The sequence below is a fragment of the Pseudomonas sp. RIT-To-2 genome (genome assembly GCF_029623465.1).
Classification (GTDB): Bacteria; Pseudomonadota; Gammaproteobacteria; order Pseudomonadales; family Pseudomonadaceae; genus Aquipseudomonas; species Aquipseudomonas silvicola.
Window position 1 is genome coordinate 72,789 of the sequence record NZ_JAPYKM010000019.1, and the last position, 14,095, is coordinate 86,883.

Consider the following 14,095-nt stretch of genomic DNA (forward strand, 5'->3'; position numbering starts at 1 on the left):
TGCGCTTGATGAAACTACGTGGCCTTTACGCCATTACCGACAGCAAACTGTTGGCCGGCAAATTCCTTGATTACGTCAAGGCTGCCCTGGACGGTGGCGTCGTGTTGCTGCAATACCGCGACAAGACCAGTGACGAGGCCCGACGCCTGCGCGAGGCCGAAGCCCTGCGCAAACTGTGCGAGTCCTACAAGACCCAGTTGATCATCAACGATGACCTGGAACTGGCTGCCAAGCTGGGCGTGGGCGTGCACCTGGGCCAGACCGACGGCCCGTTGACCCCGGCCCGTGCCCTGCTGGGCCGCAACGCCATCATTGGCTCCACCTGCCACGGGAAACTGCCCCTGGCCGCACAGGCCGCCCGTGAAGGGGCCAGCTACGTGGCCTTCGGCGCCTTCTTCGACTCCAGCACCAAGCCCGATGCCGGCCTGGTGAGCCTGGACACCCTCAGCCAGGCCCGCGCCCAGTTCAAGCTGCCGATCTGCGCCATTGGCGGTATCACCCTGGACAACGCCCCGCTGCTGCTGGAACAGGGCGCCGACCTGCTGGCCGTGGTCAATGCCCTGTTCGGCGCCGAGACCGCCCAGGACGTGACACGCCGCGCGCGCGCCTTCAACGCCCTGTTCGAATCTGCCTGATTAACGAGATCACCCTTATGTCCCGCTCCGAAACGCTGTTCGCCAACGCTCAGAAACACATCCCTGGTGGCGTCAATTCGCCCGTGCGCGCCTTCAAGAGTGTCGGCGGCACGCCGTTGTTCTTCAAGCACGCGGCCGGTGCCTACGTCACCGACGAAGATGACAAGCGCTACGTGGACTACGTGGGCTCCTGGGGCCCGATGATCCTGGGCCACAGCCACCCCGACGTGCTGGAGGCGGTGCGCAAGCAGCTGGAGCACGGCCTGTCATACGGTGCGCCGACCGAGATGGAAACCCAGATGGCCGACCTTGTCTGCTCGCTGGTACCGTCCATGGAAATGGTGCGCATGGTCAGCTCGGGCACCGAGGCCACCATGAGCGCCATCCGTCTGGCCCGTGGCTTTACCGGCCGTGACAGCATCATCAAGTTCGAAGGCTGCTACCACGGCCACTCCGACAGCCTGCTGGTGAAAGCCGGCTCCGGCGCCCTGACCCTGGGCGTGCCAAGCTCGCCGGGCGTGCCGGCGGCGTTCGCCAAACACACCCTGACCCTGCCCTTCAACAACCTGGCGGCGGTCGCCGAGATGCTCGCCGACGTGGGGCAGGAAGTCGCGTGCATCATCGTCGAGCCGGTAGCCGGCAACATGAACTGCGTGCCACCGGCGCCCGGTTACCTGCAAGGCCTGCGCGAACTGTGCGACCAGCATGGCGTGGTACTGATCTTCGACGAAGTGATGACCGGTTTTCGCGTGGCCCTGGGCGGCGCCCAGGCGTTCTACGGGGTTACACCCGACCTGAGCACCTTCGGCAAGATCATTGGCGGCGGCATGCCAGTGGGCTGCTTCGGCGGCAAGCGCGAGATCATGTCGCACATCGCGCCGCTGGGCCCGGTGTACCAGGCCGGCACCCTGTCGGGGAACCCGCTGGCCATGGCCGCTGGCCTGACCACCCTGAACCTGATCAGCCGCCCGGGCTTCCATGACGAACTGAGCGACTACACCGCCCGGCTGCTCGATGGCCTGCAACAGCGCGCCGATGCTGCCGGCATTCCGTTCGTGACCACCCAGGCGGGTGGCATGTTCGGCCTGTACTTCAGCGGTGCCGACGACATCGTTACCTTCGAAGACGTGATGGGCAGCGACGCAGAGCGCTTCAAGCGCTTCTTCCACCTGATGCTGGAAGGTGGCGTGTACCTGGCGCCGAGCGCATTCGAAGCGGGCTTCACCTCCATCGCCCACGGCGATGCAGAGCTGAAAATCACCCTGGACGCCGCCGAACGGGCCTTCGCCGCCCTGAAATAACCCTGCGCAACGGCTGGACGCGGCCTGGTGGCTGCTGCTACACACTCTGTAGCAGTGGCCGCAAGGCCGCTTCACAGCCCCGCAGAGCAGAAAAACGAGTAAAGACTTTGTAAGGACGGCCCGGCTTATTTCATAATGCCCTACCAGTCCATTGTCCTGGCCGGGTCCGCCCGTTTCCTGTTGAGGTAAGTCGATCCCCATGAACCGCACCGGCCGCGCCCTTGCCCTGGGCTGCCTGTTGCTCCTTCAGCCGCTGCTGGCAACCGCAGGCGGCAACTCGTTGTTGATTCCGGCGGTGGGTCGCTGCACCCTCAACACCCAGCCCCAGGACCTGCCACAGGCTTTGGCTGCCTGCCAGCAGGCGGCCAAGTCGGGGGATGCGCAGGCACAATACGAGTTGGGTCAGTTCTACTACGACGGCACGGCCACGCCCCGCGACCTGGGCCAGGCCCTCAATTACTTCGAGCAGGCCTCGTTGCAAGGCCATGCCGATGCGCAATACCACCTGGGCATGATGTTCTTCCACGGCGAAGGCGTCGCCGCCAACAATATCCAGGCTTATATCGTGCTGAAGATGGCCGCTGTCAACGGCGCCGAGGATGCCCTGGACGTCGCCGACGAAGTGGCCGCGCAGATGCCGCGCGACCAGTTGGAAACGGCAACACAGGTACTGGGCCAGATCTTCCGCAAGTACCTGCTGGAACTGCAGACCGCCGACGGCCGCTCGCCCTTCTCGCCGCTGCCCTGACCCCCTGCCTCAGACCATCGGGTAACGCTTGAACAGCTCGCTCTGTTCGAGACGTTCGGCGTGAGCGCGCAAGGCAGGGAAGTCGTCTGCCTTGACCACGTCAGCCACCATCAACTGAATGAACGACCAGGCCACCGCACTGCTGATACCAGCCTGATCCACCGCTTGCTCGGTGTTCGCAGCGTAATGCAGGTCAAGCGCATGGCAAGCGGCCAGCAACTGGCGCGTCACCCGCTCCACCCACGGCTGATGCAGTTTCTCTTCGGGGCGCAGGTTGCGCTCGTAGACGATCTGAACCGCCTTCTCGCACGCCGCCAGGGCCAGCCCGACCACCTCCAGCGCCTTACCGAGCGCCGCGGGTTGCTGCGGCAACTGCCTGCGGCTTTCGGCAGCCTGGGCTTCGAAATAGCCGACGATCAGGGTCGAGTCCATCAGGACCGTGCCGTCATCCAGTACCAGGCTGGGCGCCTTGACCACCGGATTGATGCGGGCGAAGTCTTCGAAGGTGCTGAACACCGACAATGACTGGTGTTCGAACGCGACGCCGAACAGGTCCAGGGAAATCGCCGTGCGGCGTACATAGGGGGAATCCAGCATGCCAATCAGTTTCATCCAATACTCTCCTTGACGAGGGGGAAACCGGGGGCCAATACCGGGACGCTTACTTCTCCGGCATTGGCATCGGGAACGGCATGACGTTGCTGGGGCCACGGGCCTCGCTGATCTTCGGCGTGCCCAGGCGCTCCACTTCGTCGATGCGCACGATAGAGTGCATGGGCACGAAACTGCGCACCACGCCTTCGAACTGCGCCTTGAGTTTTTCCTCGCTGGGGTCCACCACGACCTGGGTGCGCTCGCCAAAGACGAATTCCTCGATTTCCAGGAAACCCCACAGATCGCTCTGGAAGATTTGCTTGGCGTACATTTCGAACACCTGGCCCTGGTTGAGGAAAATCACTTTGTAGATCGGAGCTTCGCGTTTGGTCATCTTGGGTGGGCAACAGTCGGGGGTGGTAAAGAGGGCGAAAACTATAGCACAGGCGCCGGGCAGGCAATGCTAGGAAGGTCGGGCTTGCGGCCCTATAATGTGCGGTTCGTTGAACGACCAGATGATCCCCCATGGCCAAGAAGCTTTACATCGAAACCCACGGCTGCCAGATGAACGAGTACGACAGCTCGCGCATGGTCGACCTGCTGGGTGAACATCAAGCCCTGGAGGTCACCGCCCGGGCGGAGGACGCCGATGTCATCCTGCTCAACACCTGCTCGATTCGCGAGCGGGCCCAGGACCGCGTGTACTCGCAACTGGGCCGCTGGCGCGAGCTGAAACTGGCCAACCCGGAGATGGTCATCGCCGTGGGCGGTTGCGTGGCCAGCCAGGAAGGCGAGGCCATCCGCGACCGCGCGCCCTACGTGGACGTGGTGTTCGGCCCGCAGACCCTGCACCGCCTGCCGGAAATGATCGACGCCGCGCGCGTGACCAAACTGCCCCAGGTGGATATTTCCTTCCCCGAGATCGAAAAATTCGACCACCTGCCGGAGCCGCGCATCGATGGCCCCACCGCCTACGTGTCGGTGATGGAAGGCTGCAGCAAGTACTGCACTTTCTGCGTGGTGCCCTACACCCGCGGCGAAGAAGTCAGCCGACCTTTCGACGACGTCATCGCCGAGGTCATCCACCTGGCCGAGAACGGCGTGCGTGAAGTGACCCTGCTGGGCCAGAACGTCAATGGCTACCGAGGCCTCACAGAGGACGGCCGCCTGGCGGACCTGGCCGAGCTGATCCGCGTGGTGGCCGCCGTCGAAGGCATCGACCGCATCCGCTACACCACCTCGCACCCGCTGGAGTTCTCCGACAGCCTGATCCAGGCCCACGCCGAAGTGCCGGAACTGGTGAAACACCTGCACTTGCCGGTGCAGTCGGGCTCCGATCGGGTGCTGGCGGCCATGAAGCGCAACCACACGGTGCTGGAATACAAGTCCAAGCTGCGCAAGCTGAAGGCCGCGGTACCGGGCATCTGCATCAGTTCGGACTTCATCGTCGGCTTCCCCGGCGAAACCGAGAAGGACTTCGAACAGACCATGAAGCTGGTGGCCGACGTGGGCTTCGACTTCTCCTACTCCTTCGTTTACAGCCAGCGCCCGGGCACCCCGGCCGCGGACCTTGCCGACGACACCCCGGAGGCCTTGAAGAAGCAACGCCTGGAGGCCTTGCAGCACCGCCTGAACCAGCAGGGGTTCGAGATCAGCCGACAGATGGTGGGTACCACCCAGCGGATTCTGGTCACCGACTACTCGCGCAAGGACCCAGGCGAGCTGCAGGGCCGCACCGAGAACAACCGGATCGTCAACTTCGCCTGCCTCGACGCCAAGCTGATCGGCCAGTTCGTCGACGTGCACATCGGCGAAGCACGCCCCCACTCGCTGCGCGGCACGCTGATCTGACCCGTCACCGCCCCCGTAACGGCGGCCAGGGCCACGCCGGCGGTACATGCGGCGTGCCTGAAGTCACGCGGACCTGGCCGCGGCCAGGTCCGCTGCCACGGCGGCCCGTGCAGCAGGCCGAAGGCTGCGTGCGCAGCGTCAGATGACCACTGGACATCTGGGGCCTTTCGCCGGTGGCCCACTGGGGTTATCCTTGAATCCAACTCAATTGCCGTCGGGCGGCTAAAAACGACCTTGAACGCACCCATAGAACCTCATCGTTTCATCCTCGAGCCCTTTGAAGCTCGCCGTTTCGCCAACCTCTGCGGGCAGTTCGACGAGCATCTGCGCCTGATCGAACAACGCCTGGAAATCGAGATCCGCAACCGCGGCAATCAGTTCGAACTGATTGGCGAACCCAAGCACACCACCTCCGCCGAACACCTGCTGCGCCGCCTGTACCGTGAGACCAAGGCCACCGAGCTGTCTCCGGACCTGGTGCACCTGTACCTGCAGGAATCGGCCATCGAAGAGCTGGACAACCCTGCCAACAACGAAGTGCCGGTGTCGTTGCGCACGCGAAAGGGCATGATTCGCCCGCGCGGGCTGAACCAGCAGCGCTACGTCAAGGAAATCCTGGGTAACGACATCAATTTCGGGATCGGCCCGGCCGGTACCGGCAAGACCTACCTGGCCGTTGCCTGCGCCGTGGATGCGCTGGAACGCGAACAGGTGCGGCGCATCCTGCTGGTACGCCCGGCGGTGGAAGCTGGCGAGAAGCTGGGTTTCCTGCCCGGTGACCTGGCCCAGAAGATCGACCCGTACCTGCGCCCGCTCTATGACGCGCTGTACGAGATGCTCGGCTTCGAACACGTGGCCAAGCTCATCGAGCGCCAGGTGATCGAAATCGCCCCGCTGGCCTATATGCGCGGCCGCACCCTGAACAACAGCTTCATCATTCTCGACGAAAGCCAGAACACCACCGTCGAGCAGATGAAAATGTTCCTGACCCGCATCGGCTTCGGCTCCACCGCCGTGATCACCGGTGACATCACCCAGGTCGACCTGCCCAAGGGCACCAAGTCCGGCCTGGCCCATGTCATCGAAGTGCTGGACGGCGTCCCGGGCATCAGCTTTACCCACTTCAAGCCCAAGGACGTGGTGCGCCACCCGCTGGTACAGCGCATCGTCGAAGCCTACGAGCGCTTCGATGCCCGCACCCCGGAACAGGACAGCCGCCGCAATGGTTGAACTGGACCTGCAGGTTGCCACCAATGACCCGGTGCCCAGCGAAACGTTGTTCCAGCAGTGGTGCGAAACCGCGCTGGGCATGCGCAAAGGCGATTCGGAGCTGACCATCCGCCTGGTCGACGTGCCCGAAGGGCGCGAGCTGAACCACACCTACCGTCACAAGGATTACGCCACCAACGTCCTGTCCTTTCCTGCCGATGTGCCGGACGACATGCTCGACATCCCCCTGCTGGGCGATCTGGTGATCTGCGTGGCGGTGGTGGAGCGCGAAGCTGCCGAACAAGGCAAGTCGCTGGAAGCCCACTGGGCGCACCTGGTCATCCACGGTTGCCTGCACCTGCTTGGTTTCGACCATGAAGAGGACGAGGAAGCCGAGGAAATGGAAGGCCTGGAACGAGAGTTGCTTGCCAAGTTGGGTCACCCCGACCCGTATGCAGACGACGATGAACACTGATATTCACCACCGAAACAGCAAGGATCACGAGAAAAGGGCCATGAGCGAAGATCGATCGAGCAACGGGCAAAAGTCATGGCTGGGTAAAATCACCCAGGCTTTTGCCCATGAGCCGAAAAACCGCCAGGAGCTGCTGGAGCTGCTGCGCGAAGCCCACCAGAACAAGCTGCTCGACAGCGAAGCGCTGACCATCGTCGAAGGCGCTATCCAGGTTGCCGACCTGCAAGTGCGTGACATCATGGTGCCGCGCTCGCAGATGATCAGCATCAAGTCGACCCAGACACCTCGCGAATTCCTGCCCGCGGTGATCGACGCCGCCCACTCCCGCTACCCGGTCATCGGCGACAGCCATGACGACGTGATCGGCGTGCTGCTGGCCAAGGACCTGCTGCCCCTGATCCTTCAGGAAAACGGCGACAGCTTCAACATCAAAGACCTGCTGCGCCCGGCCACCTTCGTGCCCGAGTCCAAGCGCCTGAACGTGCTGCTGCGCGAATTCCGCGCCAACCACAACCACATGGCCATCGTCATCGACGAATACGGCGGCGTGGCCGGCCTGGTGACCATCGAGGACGTGCTGGAGCAGATCGTCGGCGACATCGAGGACGAGCACGATGTGGAAGAAGACAGCTACATCAAGCCCCTGCCCAGCGGCGACTTCCTGATCAAGGCGCTGACGCCGATCGAGAACTTCAACGAGTTCTTCGACAGCGAATTCTCCGATGACGAATTCGATACCGTGGGCGGCCTGGTGATGAGCGCCTTCGGCCACCTGCCCAAGCGTAACGAGACCACGGAGATCGGTGCTTACCGGTTCCGTATTCTCAACGCCGACAGCCGCCGGATACACTTGCTGCGCCTGACCCCTATCTCTCGCTGAAAACGCATTAAGGATCACAATGCGCTGGATCACCCGCCCCGGCTGGCCCGGTAACCTGCTGGCCGTGGCGGCCGGTGCACTGACCCCTCTGGCCCTGGCGCCATTCGATATCTGGCCGCTGTCGCTGCTGTCACTGGCGCTGCTGTACCTGGGCCTGCGCGGGCTGAGCCCGCGTCAGGCAGCCGGGCGCGGCTGGTGCTATGGCTTCGGCCTGTTCGGCGCCGGCACCAGCTGGATCTACGTCAGCATCCACAACTTCGGTGGTGCCTCGGTACTGCTGGCCGGCTTCCTCATGTTGCTGTTCAGCATGGCCGTGGCGCTGTTCTTCGCCCTGCCTGCCTGGCTGTGGGCGCGGTGGCTGCGCCGCAACGAGGCGCCGCTGGCCGATGCCCTGGCCTTCGGTGCACTGTGGGTGGCCCAGGAGGCCTTCCGCGGCTGGTTCCTTACCGGTTTCCCCTGGCTCTACGCCGGTTACAGCCAGCTCGACGCGCCACTGGCCGGGCTGGCGCCGGTCGGCGGCCTGTGGCTGGTCTCGTTCGTGCTGGCACTGAGCGCCGCGCTGCTGTGCAACCTCCACCGCCTGCGCCAGCGCAAGGGTGCCCTCGCCGGGGCGCTGGCGCTGCTGGCCGGCCCCTGGATCATCGGCCAGGGCCTCAAGCACCATGCCTGGACCGAGCCCTTGGGCCAGCCCCTGAGCGTGGCAGCGGTACAGGGCAACATCGAACAGGAAATGAAATGGGACCCAGCCCAGGTCGATGCACAATTGGCGCTATACCGTGACATGACCTTCACCGCCAAGCGTACCGACCTGATCATCTGGCCGGAAACCGCGGTGCCGATCCTGATGGACAATGCCCAGGGCTACCTGGACATGATGGGCAACTTCGCCAGCAGCCGGAATTCGGCGCTGATCACTGGCGTGCCGATCCGCCAGCTGGTGCGTCACGAGAAGAAGTACTTCAACGGCATCACCGTGACGGGCCAGGGCGACGGCACCTACTTGAAGCAGAAACTGGTGCCGTTTGGCGAATACGTGCCTCTGCAGGATGTACTGCGCGGCCTGATCGCCTTCTTCGACCTGCCGATGTCGGACTTCGCCCGCGGCCCCGCCGACCAGGCGCTGCTGCAGGCGAAGGGCTACGAAATCGCGCCCTTCATCTGCTATGAAGTGGTGTACCCGGAGTTTGCCGCTGGCGAGGCCGCGCGTAGCGACCTGCTGCTGACCATCAGCAACGACACCTGGTTCGGCACCTCCATCGGCCCGCTGCAGCACTTGCAGATGGCGCAGATGCGTGCGCTGGAGGCCGGCCGCTGGATGATTCGTGCCACCAACAACGGCGTCACGGCGCTGATCAACCCCTATGGGGAAATCACCGAGCAGATTCCGCAGTTCCAGAAAGGCATTCTGTATGGCGAGGTGGTGCCGATGCATCAGCTCACACCGTACCTGCAGTGGCGCTCGTGGCCGCTGATCATCCTGTGCCTGATGCTGTTCGGCTGGGCGCTCCTGGCTGGGCGGGTTGCAAGAACCGTGTAGATCGGCGTCGCTCTCTTCCCGAGCTTCGCCCGGCCCTGCAGGTTACACAGTTCCCTCGCAGGACCGGGCGAAGCTCGGGAACCAGGCACTACTCATCACCGGTAGAACAGGCGATACCCAACCAACCCCACCGCCTCATTCAACAACTGCCCACTCTGCCAGAAGGCCTTGCCTTCCGGCATCCACCCTCCCAATGCCCGGGCATTGTCGATGCCCAGAAAGCCCACCGGCGCACTCACCACTTCCAACCCCGCATGCTCGAAACTCCAGCGCGCCCGCGGCATGTGCCAGGCCTGGGTCACCACCACGACACGATGAATGCCCTGGGCCTTGAGGATGTCGGCACTCAGGGTGGCGTTTTCCCAGGTGGTGCGGCTGGCGCCTTCCTGCCAGCGGGTCGGTACACCGAAGTCATCCTGCAATGAAGTAGCCATGATGTAGGCCTCGCTGGGCGGCGAACCATAATGCAACCCGCCGGAGGTCAATACCGGCAGCCCGGAAGCCTTGGCGAGCCGGGCGGCATAGCGCACACGCTCCAGGTTGACGCCCGTGGGCTGGTCTTCGCCGCCCCAGGCCGGGTCGCCACGTTCGCGCCCTGCGCCCAGAACCACGATGGCATCGGCACGCTGGGCCAACTGCGGCCACTGCGCGGCGGTCAGTGCGGGCTCCTGCTCCAGTACATGGGCTGCCAGTTGCACCACCTTGGGCATGCTCATCAACCAGAGGCCGCCAAGCCCCACCACGAAACAGACACAGGCCAGCCGCGGCCGTGAACGCCGCAGCCACCAGGCCAGCAGAAGGAAGATGAAAAGAATGCCCGGGGGCAACAGCAACTGTTTGATGAAGTAACGAAAAGGCATCGAGCATCTCCATGGATGCTCGAAGCCTAAGGGTAACAACGGGACACAACAATATGAATGTGCCGGGGGCGTGCAGGAAGGTGCATCACCTCGACACTTACTTGAACTGCATCGACCGGGCTTTGCTGGCGGGCCGTTTCGGTGCCTTGTCCTTGATCCACACTACGTTATTGCTGGCGGGCGGCACGGCTTCCCGGGGGTCGCGAACCACCGCGCCGGCATGCACGCCCACGGGCATGGTGTCCAGGTAGGCATTGATCAGCTCAACCTCGGCACGGCTCAGGCCGCGCAGCTCGAGTTCGGCAGGGGCTTCGTTGCGCAAACGCACCGAGGTCCTGGCGACATCCAGGGCCAGGCCAAGGCGATCGATCAAACGTTCAAACAGCTCCGGCTTCATCCCTTTAACATGTGACTCAACCATCCGTTCACCTCATTGAAAATAAAACACGTTCCCCACTGATGAGCTTAGCGGCGCAGGCAAAACCGGCCCGCCGCCGCGACCAACGGCCAACGCCTGCGGGCGTTTGCTGACATTCGGCCGGCCCTGGGCCGCATGCTTTGATGCAATCAGGGTTTCCCACCTTCGAGTGGGGTCATGTATGCTACGGCGTTTAAAGATCGCCGCCGGATTGCCGGGTGTAGCGGATTTCACGCTGCCTGGATAAGGTCACCCATTTCTCAGCGCAAAGTAGCCATGCACGAACTCTATCAGCCCCGCGAAATCGAAGCCGCCGCCCAGTCGTTCTGGGACGAGCAAAAGTCCTTTGAAGTAAGTGAACAGCCAGGCAAGGAGACCTTCTACTGCCTGTCGATGTTCCCCTACCCCAGCGGCAAGCTACACATGGGGCACGTGCGCAACTACACCATTGGCGACGTGATCTCGCGCTACCACCGCATGCAGGGCAAGAATGTCCTGCAGCCAATGGGGTGGGACGCCTTCGGCATGCCGGCGGAAAACGCCGCCATGAAGAACAACGTCGCGCCGGCCAAGTGGACCTACGAGAACATCGCCTACATGAAGACCCAGCTCAAGAGCCTGGGCCTGGCGATCGACTGGTCGCGCGAAGTCACCACCTGCAAGCCCGACTACTACCGTTGGGAGCAATGGCTGTTCACCCGCCTGTTCGAAAAAGGCGTGATCTACCGCAAGAACGGCACGGTGAACTGGGACCCGGTGGACCAGACCGTGCTGGCCAACGAGCAGGTCATCGACGGCCGTGGCTGGCGTTCGGGCGCGCTGATCGAGAAGCGCGAAATCCCGATGTACTACTTCAAGATCACCGCGTACGCCGAAGAGCTGCTGGAAAGCCTCGACGAACTGCCGGGCTGGCCTGAGCAGGTCAAGACCATGCAGCGCAACTGGATCGGCAAGTCCCGGGGCATGGAAGTGCAGTTCCCGTACGACCAGGCGTCGATCGGCGAAACCGGTACCCTGAAAGTATTCACTACCCGCCCGGACACCCTGATGGGTGCCACCTACGTGGCCGTGGCCGCCGAGCACCCGCTGGCCACCCTGGCGGCGCAGAACAACCCTGAGCTGCTGGCATTCATCAATGAATGCAAGAGCGGCAGCGTCGCCGAAGCCGACGTCGCCACCCAGGAAAAGAAAGGCATGCCGACGCCGCTGTTCGTCGAGCACCCGCTGACCGGTGAAAAGCTGCCGGTGTGGGTCGCCAACTACGTGCTGATGCACTACGGCGACGGTGCGGTGATGGCTGTGCCCGCGCACGATGAGCGTGATTTCGAGTTCGCTGTCAAATACCACCTGCCGGTCAAACCGGTGGTGCGCACCAGCGCGGGCGACCTGACCCCTACCCCTTGGCAGGACGCGTACAACGAGCACGGCACCCTGATCAACTCGGGTGAATTCGACGGCCTGGACTTCGCCGGCGCTTTCGATGCCATCGAAGTGGCACTGATCAAGAAGGAACTCGGCAAGTCGCGCACCCAGTTCCGCCTGCGCGACTGGGGCATCAGCCGCCAGCGCTACTGGGGCTGCCCGATCCCGATCATCCACTGCGACACCTGTGGCGACGTGCCGGTGCCGGAAGACCAACTGCCGGTCAAGCTGCCAGAAGACGTAGTCCCGGACGGTGCCGGTTCGCCGCTGGCGCGCATGCCTGAATTCTTCCAGTGCACCTGCCCGAAATGCGGCGCGGCGGCCAAGCGTGAAACCGACACCATGGACACCTTCGTGGAGTCCTCGTGGTACTACGCCCGCTACGCCTCGCCACAGTACGACCAAGGCATGGTCGACCCGGCCGCGGCCAACCACTGGCTGCCCGTGGACCAGTATATCGGTGGTATCGAACACGCCATCCTGCACCTGCTGTACGCACGTTTCTTCCACAAGCTGATGCGCGACGAAGGCCTGGTCAGTTCCAACGAGCCGTTCAAGAACCTGCTGACCCAGGGCATGGTGGTCGCCGAGACCTACTACCGCCTGGAAGAAAACGGCGGCAAGACCTGGTTCAACCCGGCCGACGTGGAGCTGGAACGCGACAGCAAGGCCAAGGTCATCAGCGCCAAGCTGATCAGCGACGGCCTGCCGGTGGAAATCGGTGGCACCGAGAAGATGTCCAAGTCCAAGAACAACGGCGTTGACCCGCAGTCGATGATCGACCAGTACGGTGCCGACACCTGCCGCCTGTTCATGATGTTCGCTTCGCCGCCCGACATGAGCCTGGAATGGTCCGACTCGGGCGTTGAAGGCTCGCACCGCTTCATGCGCCGCGTCTGGCGCCTGGCCCAGGCCCATGTCGGCCAGGGCCTGCCTGCCGTACTGGACATCGCCAGCCTGTCGGACGAGCAGAAAGTCATTCGCCGCGCCACCCACCTGGCCATCAAGCAGGCCAGCCAGGATATCGGCCAACACCACAAGTTCAACACCGCCATCGCCCAGGTGATGACCCTGATGAACGTGCTGGAAAAAGCCCCGCAAGCCACCGAACAGGACCGCGCCCTGATTCAGGAAGGCCTGGAAACCGTGACCCTGCTGCTGGCCCCGATCACCCCGCACATCTGCCACGAGCTGTGGAATGCGCTGGGCCACACGGGCCCCGTGATCGACGCCGGCTGGCCGGTGCTGGACGACAGCGCCCTGGTACAGGACAGCCTGACCCTGGTGATCCAGGTCAACGGCAAGCTGCGCGGTCAGATCGAAATGCCTGCCAGCGCCACCCGCGAAGAAATCGAAGCCGCCGCCCGGGTCAACGAAAACGTGCTGCGCTTCATCGATGGCCTGACGATCCGCAAGGTCATCGTCGTGCCTGGCAAACTGGTCAATATCGTCGCCAGCTGATCGTATCAGCGCGCCCGGTACGCCGGGCGCCCTTTACAGAGTCGGCCCACAAGGTTTCTAGGGAGCATCAAGATGATCAAACGCAATCTACTGGTTATGGGCCTGGCCGTGCTGCTGGGCGCCTGCGGTTTCCAGTTGCGCGGCACCGGCACCAGCCAACTGGCGCTCAAAGAACTGAACGTCACCGCCCGCGATGCCTACGGCCCCACCGTTACCCAATTGCGCAAGCAAATCAGTGCCAGTGGCGTGAAAGTCTACGACGGCGCACCGTACAAACTGGTGCTGAGCCACGAGGACGAGCAACAGCGTTCGGCCAGCTACACCAGCGGTTCGCGTTCGGCTGAGTACGAACTGACCACCACCCTGAGCTATGACATCGTCGGCCACGAGAACCTGAACCTGCTCAGCGACAAGATCATCGTCGACAAGACCTACACCCAGGACGGCAACAACCTGGCAGGTTCCGACCAGGTGGCCCAGGAGACTCGCGAAGAAATCCGCCGCGAAGTTATCCAGCGCCTGATGCTGCGTCTGCAGCAGATCACCCCGCAGCAGCTGGACACGCTCCAGGCCGATGCTGACGCCAAGGCCAAGGCCCTGGCCGAGCAGGAAGCCGAAGCCCAGCGTATCCGTGACGCGACGCCGCAACAGTCGCCGATCCAGATCCCTTCGAAGTAAAAGAGGAACGGGGCGCTCAGGCGCCC

Annotated in this window: 14 protein-coding genes; 10 read left to right on the forward strand and 4 right to left on the reverse strand. The window is 63.4% G+C overall.

Translation table 11 applies throughout. The features are described from left to right. Nucleotides 1–8 precede the first annotated feature (8 nt). The 3 genes from thiE to QBK88_RS17930 all read left to right on the forward strand — a co-directional run bounded on the left by thiE (nucleotide 9) and on the right by QBK88_RS17930 (nucleotide 2,684). Nucleotides 9–635 carry a thiamine phosphate synthase gene (gene thiE, locus QBK88_RS17920; RefSeq protein ID WP_268148061.1) on the forward strand — a complete coding sequence of 209 codons (627 nt, stop codon included), beginning with the start codon at nucleotides 9–11 and terminating at the stop codon, nucleotides 633–635. Nucleotides 636–652: 17 nt separating this feature from the next. Next, nucleotides 653–1,936: a glutamate-1-semialdehyde 2,1-aminomutase gene (gene hemL, locus QBK88_RS17925; RefSeq protein ID WP_277963073.1), complete on the forward strand. Its 1,284-nt coding sequence runs from the start codon at nucleotides 653–655 to the stop codon at nucleotides 1,934–1,936. Between the two features lie 199 nt (nucleotides 1,937–2,135). After that, complete coding sequence (locus tag QBK88_RS17930; protein ID WP_158153481.1) at nucleotides 2,136–2,684, forward strand: tetratricopeptide repeat protein; 549 nt, start codon at nucleotides 2,136–2,138, stop codon at nucleotides 2,682–2,684. Nucleotides 2,685–2,693: 9 nt separating this feature from the next. On the opposite strand, the gene QBK88_RS17935 is transcribed toward QBK88_RS17930, so the two are convergent. Continuing rightward, a complete protein-coding gene (locus QBK88_RS17935; RefSeq protein ID WP_277963074.1) occupies nucleotides 2,694–3,296 on the reverse strand; it encodes a glutathione S-transferase in 603 nt (200 codons plus the stop codon). A gap of 49 nt (nucleotides 3,297–3,345) precedes the next feature. Further along, nucleotides 3,346–3,672, reverse strand: a complete 327-nt coding sequence (locus tag QBK88_RS17940) for a DUF1820 family protein (RefSeq protein WP_158153479.1) — start codon at nucleotides 3,670–3,672, stop codon at nucleotides 3,346–3,348. Between the two features lie 131 nt (nucleotides 3,673–3,803). Between QBK88_RS17940 and miaB the strand changes: the two genes are divergently transcribed. The 5 genes from miaB to lnt all read left to right on the forward strand — a co-directional run bounded on the left by miaB (nucleotide 3,804) and on the right by lnt (nucleotide 9,230). Then, nucleotides 3,804–5,129, forward strand: a complete 1,326-nt coding sequence (miaB, locus tag QBK88_RS17945; protein WP_268148054.1) for a tRNA (N6-isopentenyl adenosine(37)-C2)-methylthiotransferase MiaB — start codon at nucleotides 3,804–3,806, stop codon at nucleotides 5,127–5,129. A 234-nt stretch (nucleotides 5,130–5,363) separates the two neighbouring features. Further along, a complete protein-coding gene (locus QBK88_RS17950; protein WP_277963075.1) occupies nucleotides 5,364–6,359 on the forward strand; it encodes a PhoH family protein in 996 nt (331 codons plus the stop codon). Continuing rightward, nucleotides 6,352–6,813: an rRNA maturation RNase YbeY gene (ybeY, locus tag QBK88_RS17955; protein ID WP_027981095.1), complete on the forward strand. Its 462-nt coding sequence runs from the start codon at nucleotides 6,352–6,354 to the stop codon at nucleotides 6,811–6,813. Before QBK88_RS17950 ends, ybeY begins: the two co-directional genes overlap by 8 nt. 40 nt (nucleotides 6,814–6,853) lie before the next feature. After that, complete coding sequence (locus tag QBK88_RS17960; protein ID WP_008374714.1) at nucleotides 6,854–7,693, forward strand: HlyC/CorC family transporter; 840 nt, start codon at nucleotides 6,854–6,856, stop codon at nucleotides 7,691–7,693. A 19-nt stretch (nucleotides 7,694–7,712) separates the two neighbouring features. Beyond that, complete coding sequence (gene lnt, locus QBK88_RS17965) at nucleotides 7,713–9,230, forward strand: apolipoprotein N-acyltransferase (protein WP_277963076.1); 1,518 nt, start codon at nucleotides 7,713–7,715, stop codon at nucleotides 9,228–9,230. 95 nt (nucleotides 9,231–9,325) lie between these two features. On the opposite strand, the gene QBK88_RS17970 is transcribed toward lnt, so the two are convergent. After that, nucleotides 9,326–10,090 carry a YdcF family protein gene (locus QBK88_RS17970; RefSeq protein WP_277963077.1) on the reverse strand — a complete coding sequence of 255 codons (765 nt, stop codon included), beginning with the start codon at nucleotides 10,088–10,090 and terminating at the stop codon, nucleotides 9,326–9,328. Between the two features lie 97 nt (nucleotides 10,091–10,187). After that, a complete protein-coding gene (locus QBK88_RS17975; RefSeq protein ID WP_277963078.1) occupies nucleotides 10,188–10,511 on the reverse strand; it encodes a hypothetical protein in 324 nt (107 codons plus the stop codon). A 273-nt stretch (nucleotides 10,512–10,784) separates the two neighbouring features. Between QBK88_RS17975 and leuS the strand changes: the two genes are divergently transcribed. Further along, the gene (leuS, locus tag QBK88_RS17980) at nucleotides 10,785–13,391 is read left to right on the forward strand and encodes a leucine--tRNA ligase (RefSeq protein ID WP_277963079.1); all 2,607 of its coding nucleotides are present in this window, start codon (nucleotides 10,785–10,787) and stop codon (nucleotides 13,389–13,391) included. Nucleotides 13,392–13,463: 72 nt separating this feature from the next. Then, nucleotides 13,464–14,069 (forward strand): LPS assembly lipoprotein LptE, encoded by a 606-nt coding sequence (locus tag QBK88_RS17985; RefSeq protein ID WP_277963080.1) that lies wholly within the window; start codon nucleotides 13,464–13,466, stop codon nucleotides 14,067–14,069. Nucleotides 14,070–14,095: the final 26 nt, after the last annotated feature.

Bases quoted from the DNA above. Each gene is read 5' to 3' on its own strand.
- thiE (WP_268148061.1), top strand. From the start codon at position 9: ATGAAACTACGTGGCCTTTACGCCATTACCGACAGCAAACTGTTGGCC.
- hemL (WP_277963073.1), top strand. From the start codon at position 653: ATGTCCCGCTCCGAAACGCTGTTCGCCAACGCTCAGAAACACATCCCT.
- QBK88_RS17930 (WP_158153481.1), top strand. From the start codon at position 2,136: ATGAACCGCACCGGCCGCGCCCTTGCCCTGGGCTGCCTGTTGCTCCTT.
- QBK88_RS17935 (WP_277963074.1), bottom strand. From the start codon at position 3,296: ATGAAACTGATTGGCATGCTGGATTCCCCCTATGTACGCCGCACGGCG.
- QBK88_RS17940 (WP_158153479.1), bottom strand. From the start codon at position 3,672: ATGACCAAACGCGAAGCTCCGATCTACAAAGTGATTTTCCTCAACCAG.
- miaB (WP_268148054.1), top strand. From the start codon at position 3,804: ATGGCCAAGAAGCTTTACATCGAAACCCACGGCTGCCAGATGAACGAG.
- ybeY (WP_027981095.1), top strand. From the start codon at position 6,352: ATGGTTGAACTGGACCTGCAGGTTGCCACCAATGACCCGGTGCCCAGC.
- QBK88_RS17960 (WP_008374714.1), top strand. From the start codon at position 6,854: ATGAGCGAAGATCGATCGAGCAACGGGCAAAAGTCATGGCTGGGTAAA.
- lnt (WP_277963076.1), top strand. From the start codon at position 7,713: ATGCGCTGGATCACCCGCCCCGGCTGGCCCGGTAACCTGCTGGCCGTG.
- QBK88_RS17970 (WP_277963077.1), bottom strand. From the start codon at position 10,090: ATGCCTTTTCGTTACTTCATCAAACAGTTGCTGTTGCCCCCGGGCATT.
- QBK88_RS17975 (WP_277963078.1), bottom strand. From the start codon at position 10,511: ATGGTTGAGTCACATGTTAAAGGGATGAAGCCGGAGCTGTTTGAACGT.
- leuS (WP_277963079.1), top strand. From the start codon at position 10,785: ATGCACGAACTCTATCAGCCCCGCGAAATCGAAGCCGCCGCCCAGTCG.
- QBK88_RS17985 (WP_277963080.1), top strand. From the start codon at position 13,464: ATGATCAAACGCAATCTACTGGTTATGGGCCTGGCCGTGCTGCTGGGC.